The organism is Flavobacterium sp. SLB02 (genome assembly GCF_009664855.1).
In the GTDB taxonomy this organism is placed as follows: domain Bacteria; phylum Bacteroidota; class Bacteroidia; order Flavobacteriales; family Flavobacteriaceae; genus Flavobacterium.
Window position 1 is genome coordinate 2,636,333 of the sequence record NZ_CP045928.1, and the last position, 17,240, is coordinate 2,653,572.

Below are 17,240 nucleotides of genomic sequence, written 5' to 3' on the forward strand. Positions count from 1 at the left end.
TTTTTCATTTTAATTTTTAGTTATAAAAGCAATATGTGCAGGAATATTCCCTGCTGTAGTTTTCCATTTTAATTTACCTTCGGGCGTAAAGCAATAGATGTAGCCTGTTACCACATAATTTTGCGCATCAGTAATATAAATTTCTTTGGTTTCAGGATTTATCTGAAGTCCGTACGGAATCATGATTTGTTTCTCTGTACCGTCTGTAATAATCTTATCACTTATTACTTTCTTTGTTTTTGTATCTAATATTCCATAAGTCACTTTATTACTATTGGTGAGGTAACTCCATGATACACTGTAGTAGTAGAGTAAATCGTCAACGAGACACATTCCTAAAACCGGCATATCGAGCTGCATTTTTTTCTCATCTGTTTTAGTATCAATCACAAAAAGATTCGAGGGCGTGTTGTAATAATCTCCTCTGGAACTCACATAAATATCTCCCCTGCTGTCGATTTCCATGCTGTAGAGATTGATCCCTACATCTATCTTTTTTATTTCGGTAAAAGTTTCAAGATCGATTACAGATACGGTTCTGTCGTAATTAGGAACCCTGTAACCTCCGGAATTGGCAACGTAAAGTTTCCCGTTGTGTACCACCATTTGTTCGGGCTGATAACCCACATTTACTTTTCTTTTTATTTCTAATGATGTCGTATCGATTTCTGCCACAAAACCTATTTCTGCATTGGGATCAATGGCAACCGGACCTGCATAAGAACTTACATAAGCTTTGTCTTTATAAAAAGCGACATATCTACAATTGGGAATGTCTATTTTTTTGATGCGTTTTGCTGTCCATTTATCAATAACCTCAACTTTGTTGGAAACATTAATTATAGCATAAACCTTGTTGCCATAGATTTGAATATCGTTTCCAACATCACCCAATTCTTTTACAACTGTCGGGTTTCGTTCTGAATAAATATCGGTGGTATAATTTCCTGTTCTATAACTGAATAGGTCGATACTGGCACGGTTCATTCCCATATTACCTTCGTTAAGAAGATAAAAACCTTCTATTTTACCATCGCTTCTTGGCGCGGCAACATTTTTATCCGAAGATGGAAAAATGGTTTCTTCTTCCCGACAGGAAACAAAAGCAAGGGTTATCAATAAACCGAGGACTAATTTTGTTGTGATCTTTTTCATAGCTCGATACTTATTATAAATTTCATTGTGCGTCCCGGCATAGGATAATTATAAATTACCTCGTATTGCTGATCGAAAACATTATTAAGTTCTATTGCGCCTTTCATTTTATAATGCTGAAATGCAAATGATTTCTGCACTGCCAGATCATGCGTATACCAAGGCTGGACTTGGTTGACTTTTATATTATTGACATTACCATTGTAACGTTTTCCTACGTATACAAAACTGTAGTTGAAGTTCCATGTTTCGTATTCCCCATTTAAGATTCCGGATCCGCTATGCCATGGCGTATAAGGGATCTGGTCTCCATAAGAGGACAATTCAAGGCCGGCAAATTTGGTAAAATCCCTGTTTTCAGAATACGTATACGTTAAATTGGTACTTAAATTTACTTTGCCAATATGCATGCCCATATTCACGACAGACTCTATTCCTTTACCTTTTACCTGCCCCATGTTGGTCATCATCCAGCGAAATAAATTTCCTGTAGGCGCTGCTACGATTTTATCTTTAGTATTGGTATAATAGCCATCGACCTGAAAAGATATTTTATCAAAGAATCCTTTATTTACCAGTAAATTATAAGTCAAACCAATATCGTACTGATTCATATATTCAGGTCTTAAAGTACTCGAACCAACCATTGTATAATACAAATCATTAAACGTGGGCATTCTGAAAATACGTTTTGCAAATGCTCTCACATTAAAATCGTAATCTTTAAAAGGTGTGTAGCCTAAAAATAAAGCGGGTGTAAATTCTTTTTTATCTGGGGCTTTTGCATTGTAGCGCACTTCTTCCTGAACATAAGTTCCCACAACGCTTCCCAAAGCTTTAAAACCACCATATCGATAAGAACTTGCCAAAGAAAATAATGCTGTATAACGTTGCGGAAAAGAAAATTGAGTATTTATTCCTTTTCTGGTTGCATTTAATCTATTGTACTGAAAATCTGTAGATAGCGAAACATCCCAATTCGACAATATACTGTACATGTTTACGGCTGACAGATAATATTCCTGTTGGTAGTAACTATCATCAGATTGTGCGCCTTCGGTTACGGTTTCTCCTAATATATTGGTGGTATCTCGTGCCACATAGTGCGTGTAATCGTAAGCATATTTTGCTTTGGCCTGAAACTTATATCTTTTGGTAAAATCCTTGATTAAAGTTCCTTGTGCGAAAAAATTCTTGTCGTACTGCCTGAAACCATCTGAGAATTTATTTTCTACAATGGCTCCGGGTGCTCCTCTGTCAGAATCATAATAGTATACTTTGGCATCCCAGAAACCATTATTGATTTTTCCGTAAAGGCCGGATTCAAATCGTAATGCTTCTATATCGCTATTATGTCTGGTGGCAGTGGTATCGTAGGCTACTGATCCGTCGAGATTGTTTCTTTTGTATCTAAATTTGTATTGTCCGTTTGATTTGATGTATTCAGAACTAACGTTCATGCTGACTTTATCGCTCAGTTTTTGTTCCCATCTAAAAGAAGGATCGAAATAGTTGATAGACATGGTTTTAAACCTTACCAGTAAATTTGTTTTTTTATCACCAACAAAAACAGGACGTTTTGTTCTTAAATAAATGGTCGAAGCGGCTGAAAAATCCTTTGCAGACTGAAAAATTTCACTTTTCTGTCCATTATATAAGGTTAGGGATTCCATGTCATCCAGGGAATATTTTCCCAGATCCGTGACTCCATTTTGCGCGTTACCTAACTGAATACCATCATAAAAAACACCTACATGGTGTGTACCCATATTACGTACATCGACTGTTTTGAGTCCGCCGAGACCGCCATAATCTTTAATTTGAATTCCTGCAAAATATCTCAATGCATCGGCAACATTATGGCTTGCTAAATTCTCCAGTAATTTTCCTGAAAGACTTTGTACGGGAATTACTTCCTGATATGGTTTCCCTTTTAGAATAACTTCTTTTAAAACACGCAAACTGTCATTAGATACTTGCGAATGAAGCAAATATGGAGCAATAAATAAGAAAAATAATAAGAGTAATTTTTTTGTATTATACATCACTGATTTAATTAAATAAACTTCGCGGATGTAGTAATCAAAAAGCAAAAAGAGAGAATCCCACTATGCAATAGCAGGTCAATTTTTGTTGTTCGACTTTATTCCACGAAAGCCTTAAACTATGTGATTATGGCAGGTCTCCTGACTTGTTCCATCTTTAAACAACCTTCTCATTCGCCGCGGCGAACAATGGCATTAGTAACGTTTAAAGACTTATATAGAACTTACAGTAGCGGGTCTGCTCAGGATTTGCACCTGATTCCCTTTTAACTATTTTCTTTTATTTTTCTAAAGAAAACAGACCAAAATCTCACGTAAAGATATGATTATCTTTATAAAAAGAAGTACAAGTCAACGAAATTACATTTTTAACAATGAATTAACAAAAATACTATTAATAATACAAGTGACTTAAAAGCAAGTTTTTGCCAAATTAATTTGAGTTAAAATACAGCTGTAAGATTGGCAACGATTTCGATTGTTGAGGCTTGGAGAATTGGGTTCTAAAAAAACACATAACCCAAGGTTGAAAACTTGGGTTATAGTTGAAATAGGATTAGAAATGAAGGATCTAATAAAATGTATTTTTTTTTATAAGCAATAAATATTTTATTATCTAAAAATTGTTATGGTATCTGCCAAATTTTCTTTGTAGATAAATGCTTTGATAAATTCCTGGACTTCATTTGTAGTTTCAGAAGGAGTTGCGAAAGAATTGATATGAAACTCATCATCCTGATCGAGGATATGAATAATTTCGGTATAGCCTTTAGAGATTAAACTACCCTTTAATTTAATAATATTCAACTGTTGTTGACTATCCAACTCCTTACGAACTTTTAGTTTTATAGCTTTATCCATTTGTAAATATTTTAAATTATTTGACTCTGATTCATTCTCAAATATAAATATTAATTCGTTACTAATGTTCCTAAAATCGCTTTATAAAACATTATTTATCAACACACTAATAAACAAAAGTTTAAGAAATTGTTATTAATTTTATTAAATCGTTATCTACTTCCTAAATTTAATTTTCTTATATTTTATGCTAACCACAAAATTGATATCGATAATAAAAGCTTCTCTTTTATTAAAATTTCAATAACTTTGGATGCTACTATGCACAATCAACTTAGAGAACATATAGAAAAAATAATTCCTCTTACAGATGAAGAGTTTGCTTTTGTGTCTTCTCATTTTACTGTCAAAAAATTTAAGAAGCATCAGTTTCTTATTCAGGAAGGTGATTCTGTCAAGTATTCTTATTTTATCATTTCGGGACTTTTAAAATTGGTATATACTGATGAAAAAGCAAAGCAGCATGTTGTTTCTTTTGCTATGGAAGATTGGTGGGAAAGTGATTACTACGCCTTTTTTACCCAAACTGAAGCTACAATGTCATTAGAATGCCTTGAAGATACTGAAGTACTTTGCTGCTCGTTTGAAGATTATAAAAACCTATGCAACGGCTTGCAGAAAATGGAACGCTTTTTTCTGGAGAAAGCCACTTTTGGTTTTCTGGGATCACAACGCCGCATTGTTTCCTGGCAGACTTCTAACTCTAAAGAGCGTTACGACCAATTATTAAAACAATATCCTTCGCTCCTGCAGCGTGTTCCTAAAAGTCTTATTGCTTCGTATTTAGGCGTTTCGCGCGAAACATTAAGTCGATTATCTTCCTGATGTGACAATTCTCACATCAAAATCGTGAAAAATGTCACGAGTACTTTCCAGCCGTTATGCTCAATTTTGTATTACAATTTTAAACTGTAATCGTGAAAAAAACGGCAAGCCTTTTAGTATTACTATTATTAACTACGATGCCTGTATTGGCACAAACGAAAAAAGGAAAACAAATGGAAAAAAAAGAATTTAATCCTTGGGAATGGCAAAATCAACGCAGTTATGTACAAGCAATTGAAGTAAAAAATCCGCAAGGAACATTATATGTTTCGGGACAAACGGCGATAAGTGCTGACGGAATCTCCAGTAATGAAAACATGGAATCGCAAATAAAACTGGCATTGCAAAATCTGGAACAAGTCATTACGGAAGCCGGATATGAATGCAGCGGAATTGTTCGGTTGAATATCTATACTACTGCGACTGATGAACTTTGGCCACATTTTAATCTTATTCAGGATTGGGTGGCGAAACATGGTATGAAACAAGCGACAACTTTACTGGAAGTAAAAAGCCTTTTTGAAACTTTAAAAGTTGAACTCGAAGCGACTGTTGTAAAATAAAGTCTTCATGATATAAAAAAGCTGTGTCTTTCTTTTCAGGAAAAACGCAGCTTTTTTGTTTATTTTTTTTCTTTAAAATTGAAAAAATCAAATCAATTTATTTATTTTTTGAAAAGTTTTAAAATAAAAAAGAAGCAAAATCTTCTTACAATTTTAACCTTTAAACAATAGTCTTTCAAATGGTTATCTAAAAAAAACATATAATTCCGTCTATTTTTTTTATTTTTTTGACTTATATTTCAAAACTAAAAATTCAATTTTTACGTAATTACCTCAAACGATAGTCTTGTAATAAGATAAATTCAATTCACTGGTACGTTTTTGGAAAAATATTGAATTTTATCTTATTCCTGATTATCGTTATTTTTTATTAAATTTTAAGAATATTAAGTTTGGACAATATTAATGTACTAAGATTAAAAAGAACTTTAGCTTACCTGGAAAGCAAACAACGTGAATTAAAAAGACAAAACGAAAACGATACCCGAAGTCTTGAGTCTATGATAAAATATCTTAAAAAAGATATGCTGGAACAGTTTAAATTAATCGAGTATGACATTTACATAAAAGGCGAAATTCACAATACCGAAACTTTTATTAAAAGTGTAAAAAGTATTATAGATACTAATTCTAAGTAACTCCATCACAATCTGTCAAAGTACATTAATTATTGAGCTATTTTATTATACTCATCAATTGCTTTATTAGGATCTGCGGTTGCATATTCGTTCTCCGGTTCGGGAATGACATGAATTTTTGAATCGCTTAAGGAAACAATTGCTGAACATACGTAAACACCAATTTTACCTTCGCTGTATTTGTAATCCAGTAAAGTTAGTTTGACGATTTCGTTGATCGAAAGTTCATAATAATTTCCGTAACGAATAATCTTAAAATAAATCTCTTTATTGTCTACAATTTCAAATTGATTGGTTTGAATATTTTCGAAAACAAAATTATTTTTTACATCTTTTTCATTAAATCCCCAGGCTCTAAACTGCACAAAACCATTTACAAAATCAATTGAGATATAATAGGCCGTTCCCTGTTCGTCACATTCGATCACAAAACCAGTTTTTCCCATTCCTTCGACGGCCAGCGTTCCTTCCCAGACAAAATTTTCAGAAGGTTTATCAAAGCAAAAAACTTCGTATCCGCTTCGACAGCCAATTCGCCATTTATTTTCATTTTCTACCTCAAAATTTGCCGACGGATTTCCTAAAATAGGCACCGGAACAGGCAAGTTTCTATGGTGAATGGTTCTTTGGTAAAGTGTTCTCCAATGATGATAGGTTTTTAATAATAATCGTCCGTTACTATCAACATCCAGTTGTTTTGGTGGTGGAATTACACGAAGAGTATTGACATTTCCGCCAACGAAGTAAAAATTATAAATCAAATAATACTCGCCCTCTTTTACAATTCTTGCTGCATAATTACCTTGTGGCATTAAAACATTATTATGAAAAGCATGGTATTCTCCTTTAAAATCCGGAGAAAACCAATAACGCACTTTGATATCTTCGCGAATGGAACCCAGCAAATAATGCATTCCTTTTATTTCTACCACGCAAGGACATTCAATATCATCATAAACGTAAGCCACATGCAATGGTTTTTGCAGTACAAAACCTTTTTCTTCTCGTTTTGCTACGCCAATACAACCTCTTCTATAGGTTGGTCCTACTGCGCTTCGGGCACAAATCAGCAAATAATCTTCGCCTTGGAACTGGTATTTATAAGGATCCCGAAAACTCAGCCATTCACGCGGATTATTATCCCGGCTTTCATAATACGGAGCATCACTTTTTAGCGGTAAACCATACTGATTGTCTTTTGTCCAGTGAATCAAATCCGGCGAAACTGCCCTTCCTACTTTTTGTGTAACTCCTTTGTCCTTACGCTTTAAACCGGTATAATACATCTCATAACCTTCTCCGTCAGAGTTTTTACTAACATGCATTGTCCATAACATATCATCATCCCATTCACCTGGATCACCTACAAACAAGGCATTTTTTACTCTTTTCCAAGAAAGACCATCTTTTGATACTGCATGCGCAATATAATCGTGATTGGGAATAATAAGGTGAAATAAATGATGCACTCCGCTTTCATCTATAAATACATCAACGTCTCCTATTTCCCAATTACTAAATCCTGAACCTGAATACATATTTAACCTATTTTATTATTGAACATATTGTGTCATTTTTGTCATCCTGAGCGAAGTCTAAATGCCACATTTCAAGGCATTAAAATCCCTTGCTACAATATGAATCGTTCCTTTGAAACTTTCTAAAAACAACGATCATCCGGACATATCAAAGGATAACCAACATCTGTTATTTATTTAATTATTTTATAATGTTTTAATCCTTCTAAAATACCAGAAGAAGCTGAATCTTTGGCCACATAAATACTTTTTGTAGTTTCATAATCAGCCAATTCAACACTACGATTTCCTACGATGATTCCTTTTACAGCGCCTCTGAACATATCGATATCGTTTCCTGAATCTCCTGCCGCAATAACATTCGATAAAGGAATAGACCATTTACGGCATAAAAATTTAATCGCATTTCCTTTTGAAGCTCTTTTTGGGATAAAATCAAGAAATTCACCATGACTCGGGATGATATTTACTTTGTACCATCCAGCGCCTAAAACGGTGATTAATTGCTCGTGATTGTATTTTTCTTTATCATAATAATAGGATATTTTATAAGGGTTTTGCGCTTCTTCTTCCTGCAATCGTAACCACGGAACTTCTTTCAAACGGCTGACAATATCTTCTCTTTTCCATCGACCAGCCAAAAATTTAGCCCAGCCTTTGTCTAAAATATAATCTTTACCATTTGTATAATAAATTTCGGTTCCTACAGAGCAAATTATAAAATCCGGCAAAGGAAACTGTTCTTCGTCGATCACTTGTTTTACCAAAGCTAAATTTCGTCCGGATGCCAGTGCGAATGCCATTTTATCGGTACGATTAATCAAGTGTTCTTTTAATTCTTTTAAGCCGGGATTGTTTAATTTTGGTTCTATTAATGTACCGTCTATATCCGAAACAAATAAATGCTCAACCTTACGTTTTAATCGTTCGATATTAATATTAGGATAATGCTGCTTTTTGATTCCTGAACCTGATGATAATGATAAATTTTCATTGACTAAATCTACATATTGGTTTACGTGACTTAACCAACTGTAATGTTTCTGAATATTTATTGCTCCGTTATTCGAGTAATATTTCCATTTATTTTCATTGGTTAAAATATTTCGCAATGCTTTTTTGATTTCGTCTTCGTCCAGCGGATCTACCAATTCTCCGTTTTGACAAGTGGGAATAATTTCTGATGGTCCGCCGTTCTTGGTTACCACAACAGGTAAACCCGAACTAGCCGATTCAATTACGGTTAAACCGAAGTTTTCATGCAAAGCCAAATTCACAAAAACACCTCTTTTTTCGGCTGCATAACGATAGATAATCGAAACCTCATTTTCGACGTCATGTTTCTTCGGAATTGCCATTTTTCCGTACAAATCATATTTGTCCATTAATAGTAATAAATCTGTCAGAACATCTTTTTCAGATTCCGGCATTTTCGAAATATCTTTTCTTATTCCCGCAAAAATCACCAGATTGACAATGCTTTGCAGTTCTTTGTCTTTACCGTAAACTTCAATCAAGGTATGAAGGTTTTTATGGCGATCAGGCCTCGAAAGTGCCAGAATAAAAGGTTTGTGCGGATTTATTAAAAATTTCGAAATGGTTTCTGCTACCCAATATTTTCTCTGCTCCTCCTCCATTTGCTTATCAGCATCCTGTTCTCTGTGATAATAAGGAACAAATTTTCTAGTATCAATTCCGGGAGAAATGGCATGGTATTTACCTAATTCAAAATTTTTGTAGGGTTTATAGGTTTCAATTTCCTGTTCTGTCGAAGTAACAATAAATTCAGATAATTCTAATGTTTTTTCTTCGGCAGCAATTCTTTGTTTGAACTTGAATTTCTTTTCGATTTCTTCTTCGCTCAAACCACTTTCGAGTAGTTTATTTTTTTTATGAAAACCTAAAGAATGTCCGGTATGCGCGAAAGGAATATTTAAAATTGTAGATAATTCGCTGGCTACATATCCTGCGTCGCCATAATGAGAATGAATCCAGTTTGGGAAAATATCGTGAAGTTTGATATGCTGAACAATTCCGTTTACAAAAGTGTCTAAACCTTCCCATAATTGTTCTTTTGCTTTATACTTTTTCCCTAGAAAAGGAATACGCCTTATGTCCAGTTTGTCATTAATGATTTCGATAGGTACTGCATATTCCGGAGAAAGATTTTTATCATCAATTAACCTTGTAAAAAGATGAACATGTTCTACATCTTCGTGTTGTGATAAGAACTCTGCAAGTTCATATACATATTTTGTTTGTCCGCCATTATCAGCATCTCTACCAATCTCCAAACCTGAACCTTTTAGTAGGCCGTGAATGTTGATTAATGAAATTCGTAATTTTGTCATCATTGTCTTTTATTTGTTAGAATTTTTAAGGTACGAAAAATCGAGCAGTTTGGCCCAAAATCATACAAAAAATAACGGGATTATTAACATTTACAGACAAAACTGTAAGAATGATAGTGGTCAGAAAGCGAATTTTAAGATTTTCGAAAAAGACGAAAAAATTGTAGATCATAAGATCAAAGATTTACAAAACGAAATTTTAGCCACAGATTATAGGATTAAAATGATTTTATAATTTGTAAAAATCATCTTAACATGATACGTATTTCCTCGCAAAAAAAAGCCACGAATTCACGAATTTAAAAATTGTTTCATATTTTATGAAAAATAAAATTAATCTCGCAAAGGCGCTAAGACTCAAAGTTTAAACACAATATTGTCATTTCGAAGCAGGAGACTCGAACGATAGCGAACAGACCAAGTAAATCTTCGCGAGAAGCTTGACAAAAGCCCATCATTAAAATTTATTCTTCAGGCAGTAAATCATCCAAATCAGATGTTTTATAAAACTTAAGGTTGTTAAGCTTCATATACTTACAAATGAATTCTAAGGTTTCAATTTTTGTCTGATAATTTTCGGTTACATTTTTTACGGGTTTATGACCGCATAACAGCAAAATTTTATTGTGTTTTTGGGCGTAATCCAGTAATTCTAAAACATACGGAATACTAAAATGTATGTGACTGTTATCGATATCAAAGGCAAATACAATTTTTGAGTTGCTAAAAAAACTGTCTTGTTTCTCCGGAGCTTCACCACCAAAAGCTCTTCCTCTTATAATTTTAAAATCATCCGATAAAGCTTTATCAAGTGCGTCAGATCTTTCTCCGTAGGGATACGCAAAGGTCGTAACATTAAAACCTAACCTTTTCATGGAAACAATCATAGGATCTACTTCCTGTTGCATATAGGCATTGATTCCGTTTTGGTTGACAAATTTTACAGCATTGTAATGATGATATCCGTGACCGGCAATTTCGTGACCTTCTTTTTGCAATTGAAGAAGTTTTTTAATCTGAGGCTTTCCTATCGAATCGATTCTGCAAACATTAAAAGTCGCTTTCCATCCGTATTTTTTCAAGGCCTGATCGGCTTCGTACCATTCGTTTACATACGCATCATCAAAAGATAAAATCACACCTGCTTTGTACGGTTTCGATTCTTGTTTTTGTTTTTTGTTTTCGCAGGAAAAAAAGGTTAAAAACATTAAAAAAAATAATGCTTTAGTATAGTGTAGCTTCATAATATACTTGTAATTAATAGTTCTGACTATGAAATAAATATAGTTTTATACTTCAAATATATAACATTCTTGCAGACCTTTCATTTAAATTTAATAGAGAATGTACTCCTATTCGCGCATGATTTTTTTTTAAATAACTATTGCTTTTTAATTACTTTTATGACAACAAATTTGATTACTATCCGGTTATGAATAAAGTATTATTAGTTGAAGATGATCCAAGGGTTGCTTCGTTTATTACGAGAGGACTTGAGGAACATTTGTATGAAGTCAAAACCATTACCAAAGGTTTTGAAGCGATAAAAGAAGTAATGGAGAACGAATATAATATTATTATTCTCGACATTATGCTTCCGGATATTACAGGATTTGAAGTTTGTGAAGTTTTACGAAGCCGGAAAATAATTGTTCCAATTCTTATTCTGAGCGCGCTCGATACTCCGCACGAAAAAGTAAAAGGATTACAGGCCGGAGCCGATGATTATCTGGCAAAACCTTTTTTGTTTGAAGAATTACTGGCGCGAATCAACGCCCAGCTTCGTCGTGCCGAATTCAGCACCGGAATTCTCGATTTTCAGTCGTATGCCGGAGTCGAAATTAATATGAAAGAACAAAGCGCTAGAAGAGACGGAAAAGAACTGAATTTATCTTCGAGAGAATTAAAGCTTTTGATCTTTTTTATGAAAAACCGCGAGAAAGCCTTATCCCGAATTGCGATTGCACAAGCGGTTTGGAATATAGATTTTGATACGACATCAAACACCGTAGATGTTTATATTAATTATCTAAGAAATAAGATCGACAAGAACTTCCCTACTCCTCTCATTCATACCATAAAAGGAACAGGATATATGCTCAAACAAAAGAGTTATGAATCTTAAAAATAAGTTAGCCACTAATTCTACTTTGCTTTTTGCTTTTATAGTAGGACTGCTTATGGCCGGATCTTTCCTTTTGTTTAGGAGTCATATGAAGGATCTTTATTTTGATAATCTAGAAGATCACGCCATGACAACGGCTCTTTTTTATTTTGAAAAAGATGAAATAAAAGAACTCAACCGTTCGCGTTATCAACAAATTGAACTTCAGTACAAACGCATCAATAATGAGTCTATACGTGTCTATGATGCTAAGACCAATAAAATTTATATAAAAGACGCTATTGATTTTCATTTAAGTGATAAAGATTTAGAGAACATCAAAAAAGAAAAATTACTAACGTTTACAAGAGGCGACAGACAATTTGTTGGTTTGTTTTATAAAGACAATCAGGGCGATTTTATCATTGTAGTTTCAGGAATCGATCGTGCCGGAAATCGACAACTGGAAATGCTTGGTCTTATGTTTGTTCTGTTTTATCTCGCCGGAATTCCTCTAAATTATCTTTTAGGAACTTTCTTAGCCAAACAAACTTTCCGTCCGTTTACCGAAGTGATTGCAAAAGTTAACACCATAACAACCGAGAATCTTCATTCGAGATTAGATGTACCACAAACAAACGGCAAAGATGAGATTAAAGAATTGGTGACGACCTTCAATTATCTTTTGGAAAGATTAGAAAGCGGTATCATGATTCAGAATAATTTTCTAAAAAATGCTTCGCACGAATTAAAAACACCTCTTACCATTATTATAGGAGACATTGATGTATCGCTCCAACAACCCAGAACCAACGAGCAATATGAGCAAATTCTAAAATCGCTGCGCAAAGATACCTTACATCTTAAAGCCACTCTCGAAGGTCTTTTGGTTTTATCCGGATTGGAACTTTCTGAGCCGCAACAAATGGAAACGATCAGAGTCGATGAGATATTATGGAATGTTCTCGAGAAAAAAGCCATAGAATATCCCGAATCTAAGGTTTCATTCAATTTAAATGCGATTGCAGATCAGGAAGATTTACTTTCTGTTTACGCTAATAAACACATGCTTTTTATTGGGTTGTACAATATCTTAGATAATGCTATTAAATTCTCCTCTCCTGCACCGGTTGAAGTTTTTGCACTTTCGGATGAAAATAAACTCATTATAAAAATCGTAGATCAGGGTCCCGGAATTTCGGAAAAAGATCAAAAATCTATCTTCGATCTCTTTTTCCGAAGCGATAATACACGCCATATTCAGGGACAAGGATTGGGTCTTTTTATCACAACCCAGATTCTTAAACTTCATAATATTACTTTAATCGTAGATTCTGAACTGGGGAAAGGTACTTCGTTTTCTTTGGTGTTTCCATAAAGAATTTAATTGTTGAGTATAATTAACAACATAGAAAATAACTTAACCACAATCATTGTCATCCCGGGGAACGAGGGATGACAAAAATGCCTACGCTTAAAACGTCAAACAATTACACATTTACATTAAAATATCAATACCTAAGATTATCAATTTTCACAATCGCTAACATTAGCTTAACACTCTAATCTTTTTCTAATCTACTTTAAATCGAGCTTTAATCTACTTATTTTTACCATTTTACCCAAGTAGTTGATTTTAAAGAGCTAATTCCTTTTTCTTGAAATAACATCTTCATAATCCTAAGTTAACAATGAATAGTTTTATCATTTTAAGTTAACAAAAGCGTTAAATCTGATCGAAACAAAGACAGTTTCTTTGTCAAATAAAAACTAAAAACAACATGACAAAACTAAAACTCTTTTTTTCGGCATTTATGCTTCTTGTTATGGGGAACATTTTTGCTCAAATTACAACCTCATCTTTATCTGCAAAAGTTAGCGATGGTACAAGTCCGCTTACTGGCGCTGAGGTTACATTAACACATTTGCCTACCAATGCAGTTTACAGAGCTGTTACCGACAAACAAGGTAGGTTTAGCTTCGAAAATTTGAATGCTGGCGGACCTTACGAACTCGAAATTAAAAGTTCAGGTATTAAAGATTATTCAAACGCACAAATACATTTAGCATTGGGCGATAATGATTTACCTTTAATTGTGGTTAATAAAGCCGAAGATAATGTATTAGAAGAAGTGGTGATTACAGGCTCTAAACCTTCTTCTAAAAATAACGGAACAAGTATTAATGAGAAAAAAATCAATGGCTTACCGTTAATCAACAGAGGAATTCAGGATGTTACAAAACTGGTTCCGCAAAGTTCAAACAACTCTTTTGCAGGAACCAACTTTAGATACAACAACGTTACAATTGACGGTTCTATCAATAATGATGCGATTGGTTTTAGTCCATCTTTAGGAGGTCAGTCCGGAACTTCTGGAATGCCAGGAAGCAGCACACGCTCGAACTCTATAAGTTTGGATGCGATACAGGACATTCAGGTTTATATTGCTCCTTACGATATTAAATTAGGAAACTTTTTAGGAGGAAGCGTTAATGCTGTTACCCGCAGCGGTACAAATGAAGTAACAGGATCTATTTATAGCTATGGAAGAAATGCTGCCATCACAGGTCCTAATAATGCTGGTGACGGATCAAAAATGCCAAATTCGTTCGGGGATTACCAAGTTGGTTTCAGATTAGGTTTACCTATTATTAAAGATAAATTGTTCTTTTTCACCAACATGGAATATGCAGAAAGAACAGATCCTTTGTTCTATAATGCCGGAGAAACCAATTCTGCAGGAAAATTAACTTCATTGGTTGATAATGCTACAGCAGAACAAATTTCAAACTTCGTTAAAACAAATTATGGTTTTGATCCTGGAAGTTATGGTGCTTACAACAACTTTGCAAAAAGCCAAAAATTCTTCAATAAATTAGATTGGAAAATTAATGACAAACACTCGCTTTCGCTAAGAAACAATACAGTTATTTCTCAAGCTTCGAATTTAGAGCGTGATGCAGCAAACTTCAGGTTTTCAAGCATGGATTTCACTCAAAAAAACCAGTCTATTAGTACGGTTTTAGAATTAAAAAGCCACTTTAACAGCCAATGGTCTAACTCATTCCTTGCAAGTTATTCGGCCATTAAAGATTATCGTGATCCAAAATCATCGAATGCCATGTTTCCTCAGGCAGAAATTGGTTACAACGGGGGAACTATTTTCTTAGGAAATGATCGTGAAGCAACTGTTTTTAACATGAAACAAAATACGGCTGAAATCACTGATAACCTTACTTACAAAACAGGAAATCATACTTTATTGTTTGGAACTCACAACGAATTCTACGACATTAATTACGGATTTGTAAACGCATTAAACGGAAGAGTTTCGTACAAATCTCTGGCAGATTTCATGAATAAACTTCCTACTCGTGTTCGCGGAACATATCCTTTTGATGGTTCAACGAGAGATCAGATTTTTGATAATCCGTACGCTAAATTCAAAGTAAATCTTTATAGTGTTTATGTTCAGGATGAGATTAGAATTGGAAACAAACTTAAAGTTACTCCTGGTGTAAGAGTTGATTATACTGATTTACCAAATAAACCAAAATTAAGCCCGCAAGTTCAAAGTTCTCCTGCTGATCCTAATTACGGTAATACTTATACTTACACACCATTAAGCAAAATCAATAACAACTTTTTTACTACAGCATTAGTTTCTCCAAGAATAGGATTTACATATAATGTAGATGAAGATAAAACGATGGTTTTAAGAGGCGGATCTGGAGTATTTACAGGTAGAATTCCGTTTGCTTGGTTAGGATATGCTTACTATAATGATGGTGTTGGTTACGGAAGTTATGATAAAAACAACCTTACTCCTGCTCAGGTTGCAACAGCTGGTGATCCCTTAGCAACAGGCGGATTAAACGGATATCACGATGCTACGCCAAAAGTACAGGCAGATTTAGTAGATAATAAATTTAAAATGCCGGCTGTATTAAGAAACTCTTTGGCAATCGATAAAATCATCAACGGTTACAAATTTACAACCGAAGGTATTTATACGAAAGTAATTCGTGATCTTGAATTTCAACAAGTAAATAAAACAGATAACCCTACTTATTTCTCTTACGATACGAATCACCAAATGCCAATTTATGCAGCAAACATAAACTCAGCTTTTTCTAATGCTTACTTGCTTTCTAATACAAATAAAGGATACCGATACAGCATTACCGAAATGGTTTCGAAAACATACGATTTTGGTTTGAATTTTATGGTGGCGTATACTTATGGAGATTCTCGTGACGTTACAAACGGAATTCGTAATTCTATGGAAAGTAACTTCCAGATGAACCAGTCATTGACACCAAATGATCCTCAATTGGCCACTTCAAACTTTAATATCAAACACAGAATCGTTTCTAATGTAGGATATTCGGTAAAACTGGCAGACAACAATACTTTCTCTGCTAATGCGTATTTTAATGCGCAATCAGGAAATCCGTTCTCATGGGGATTTGTAAACTCTACAATTGCAGGAACAGGACAAGCAGCAGGATTAGCTTATATCTTTAAAGATGCAGCAGAAGCAGCTAAATACATTGGTGTAAATGCAGCAGGAGTTCCTTCAGCGACAGCAGCTCAACAAGTTGCAGCTTACGAAGAATTCATTAATGGAAATGATTACCTAAAAAGCAGAAGAGGAACATTCACTCAAAGAAATGGTGATACTACTCCTTGGAACATTCAGGCAGATTTGAAATTAACAGATGAAATTAAAGTTCAAAAAGTAGGTACATTCCAAATTTCATTTAGCATGGCCAATGTTGGAAACCTTATCAACAAAGATTGGGGAAGAAGTTATTTCGTTCCAAACACTTACAATTCAACAGCCAACCTTGGGTTAACAAAATCAGGAAACTTAGGCGGAGTTGCTACTGGCGATCCAACATATACTTTCCAAAAACCTACGGCTACACCTTATACTGTGGATCAATTAGCTTCAAGATTCCAAGGACAGCTTGGTCTGAGATATTCGTTCTAAAGATTGTGTTTTATTTTTTTTATTTGTCCCCCAGTTTCACACCCTTATGAAACTGGGGGACTTTTTTTAAATCTAAATTCCAAATTCCATAAAGGAGAGTAAAAGATTAAAATCTTTTACTCTCCTTTACAAAGTTTAAAAAACTCCAACAATTGGAATTTGG

At 34.2% G+C, this 17,240-nt stretch carries 12 protein-coding genes and 1 riboswitch; of the genes, 6 read left to right on the forward strand and 6 right to left on the reverse strand.

Annotated features, from left to right (window positions below):
• Positions 1 to 9: 9 nt before the first annotated feature.
• The 3 genes from GIY83_RS10000 to GIY83_RS10010 form a co-directional block, all read right to left on the reverse strand.
• Complete coding sequence (locus tag GIY83_RS10000) at positions 10 to 1,155, reverse strand: DUF5074 domain-containing protein (protein ID WP_208686720.1); 1,146 nt, start codon at positions 1,153 to 1,155, stop codon at positions 10 to 12.
• Positions 1,152 to 3,200: a TonB-dependent receptor gene (locus tag GIY83_RS10005; protein WP_208686722.1), complete on the reverse strand. Its 2,049-nt coding sequence runs from the start codon at positions 3,198 to 3,200 to the stop codon at positions 1,152 to 1,154. The genes GIY83_RS10000 and GIY83_RS10005 overlap by 4 nt, the downstream gene beginning before the upstream one ends.
• Positions 3,201 to 3,313: 113 nt before the next feature.
• A riboswitch (cobalamin riboswitch) is annotated at positions 3,314 to 3,522 on the reverse strand.
• A gap of 290 nt (positions 3,523 to 3,812) precedes the next feature.
• Positions 3,813 to 4,061: a hypothetical protein gene (locus tag GIY83_RS10010; protein WP_065449787.1), complete on the reverse strand. Its 249-nt coding sequence runs from the start codon at positions 4,059 to 4,061 to the stop codon at positions 3,813 to 3,815.
• Between the two features lie 261 nt (positions 4,062 to 4,322).
• On the opposite strand from GIY83_RS10010, the gene GIY83_RS10015 reads away from it, so the two are divergent.
• The 3 genes from GIY83_RS10015 to GIY83_RS10025 all read left to right on the forward strand — a co-directional run bounded on the left by GIY83_RS10015 (position 4,323) and on the right by GIY83_RS10025 (position 6,087).
• Complete coding sequence (locus GIY83_RS10015; RefSeq protein WP_208687163.1) at positions 4,323 to 4,886, forward strand: Crp/Fnr family transcriptional regulator; 564 nt, start codon at positions 4,323 to 4,325, stop codon at positions 4,884 to 4,886.
• Between the two features lie 173 nt (positions 4,887 to 5,059).
• Complete coding sequence (locus GIY83_RS10020) at positions 5,060 to 5,449, forward strand: RidA family protein (RefSeq protein WP_208687165.1); 390 nt, start codon at positions 5,060 to 5,062, stop codon at positions 5,447 to 5,449.
• Positions 5,450 to 5,841: 392 nt separating this feature from the next.
• Positions 5,842 to 6,087 (forward strand): hypothetical protein, encoded by a 246-nt coding sequence (locus GIY83_RS10025; protein WP_208686724.1) that lies wholly within the window; start codon positions 5,842 to 5,844, stop codon positions 6,085 to 6,087.
• A 29-nt stretch (positions 6,088 to 6,116) separates the two neighbouring features.
• Here GIY83_RS10025 and GIY83_RS10030 read toward each other — a convergent pair whose 3' ends face one another.
• The 3 genes from GIY83_RS10030 to GIY83_RS10040 form a co-directional block, all read right to left on the reverse strand.
• A complete protein-coding gene (locus tag GIY83_RS10030; protein WP_208686726.1) occupies positions 6,117 to 7,625 on the reverse strand; it encodes a glycosyl hydrolase family 32 in 1,509 nt (502 codons plus the stop codon).
• Positions 7,626 to 7,798: 173 nt separating this feature from the next.
• Complete coding sequence (locus tag GIY83_RS10035; protein ID WP_208686729.1) at positions 7,799 to 9,979, reverse strand: HAD-IIB family hydrolase; 2,181 nt, start codon at positions 9,977 to 9,979, stop codon at positions 7,799 to 7,801.
• A gap of 461 nt (positions 9,980 to 10,440) precedes the next feature.
• The gene (locus GIY83_RS10040; protein ID WP_208686731.1) at positions 10,441 to 11,220 is read right to left on the reverse strand and encodes a polysaccharide deacetylase family protein; all 780 of its coding nucleotides are present in this window, start codon (positions 11,218 to 11,220) and stop codon (positions 10,441 to 10,443) included.
• A gap of 188 nt (positions 11,221 to 11,408) precedes the next feature.
• Here GIY83_RS10040 and GIY83_RS10045 point away from each other — a divergent pair, with 188 nt between their 5' ends.
• The 3 genes from GIY83_RS10045 to GIY83_RS10055 all read left to right on the forward strand — a co-directional run bounded on the left by GIY83_RS10045 (position 11,409) and on the right by GIY83_RS10055 (position 17,077).
• Entirely contained in the window at positions 11,409 to 12,101 is a 693-nt protein-coding gene (locus GIY83_RS10045) for a response regulator transcription factor (protein WP_208686733.1), read from the forward strand.
• Positions 12,091 to 13,458 (forward strand): HAMP domain-containing sensor histidine kinase, encoded by a 1,368-nt coding sequence (locus tag GIY83_RS10050; protein WP_229029274.1) that lies wholly within the window; start codon positions 12,091 to 12,093, stop codon positions 13,456 to 13,458. The genes GIY83_RS10045 and GIY83_RS10050 overlap by 11 nt, the downstream gene beginning before the upstream one ends.
• 403 nt (positions 13,459 to 13,861) lie before the next feature.
• Complete coding sequence (locus tag GIY83_RS10055; protein ID WP_208686735.1) at positions 13,862 to 17,077, forward strand: TonB-dependent receptor domain-containing protein; 3,216 nt, start codon at positions 13,862 to 13,864, stop codon at positions 17,075 to 17,077.
• The last annotated feature ends 163 nt before the right edge of the window (positions 17,078 to 17,240 follow it).

Bases quoted from the DNA above. Each gene is read 5' to 3' on its own strand.
- GIY83_RS10015 (WP_208687163.1), top strand. From the start codon at position 4,323: ATGCACAATCAACTTAGAGAACATATAGAAAAAATAATTCCTCTTACA.
- GIY83_RS10055 (WP_208686735.1), top strand. From the start codon at position 13,862: ATGACAAAACTAAAACTCTTTTTTTCGGCATTTATGCTTCTTGTTATG.
- GIY83_RS10045 (WP_208686733.1), top strand. From the start codon at position 11,409: ATGAATAAAGTATTATTAGTTGAAGATGATCCAAGGGTTGCTTCGTTT.
- GIY83_RS10050 (WP_229029274.1), top strand. From the start codon at position 12,091: ATGAATCTTAAAAATAAGTTAGCCACTAATTCTACTTTGCTTTTTGCT.
- GIY83_RS10035 (WP_208686729.1), bottom strand. From the start codon at position 9,979: ATGATGACAAAATTACGAATTTCATTAATCAACATTCACGGCCTACTA.
- GIY83_RS10010 (WP_065449787.1), bottom strand. From the start codon at position 4,061: ATGGATAAAGCTATAAAACTAAAAGTTCGTAAGGAGTTGGATAGTCAA.
- GIY83_RS10005 (WP_208686722.1), bottom strand. From the start codon at position 3,200: ATGTATAATACAAAAAAATTACTCTTATTATTTTTCTTATTTATTGCT.
- GIY83_RS10000 (WP_208686720.1), bottom strand. From the start codon at position 1,155: ATGAAAAAGATCACAACAAAATTAGTCCTCGGTTTATTGATAACCCTT.
- GIY83_RS10020 (WP_208687165.1), top strand. From the start codon at position 5,060: ATGGAAAAAAAAGAATTTAATCCTTGGGAATGGCAAAATCAACGCAGT.
- GIY83_RS10040 (WP_208686731.1), bottom strand. From the start codon at position 11,220: ATGAAGCTACACTATACTAAAGCATTATTTTTTTTAATGTTTTTAACC.
- GIY83_RS10030 (WP_208686726.1), bottom strand. From the start codon at position 7,625: ATGTATTCAGGTTCAGGATTTAGTAATTGGGAAATAGGAGACGTTGAT.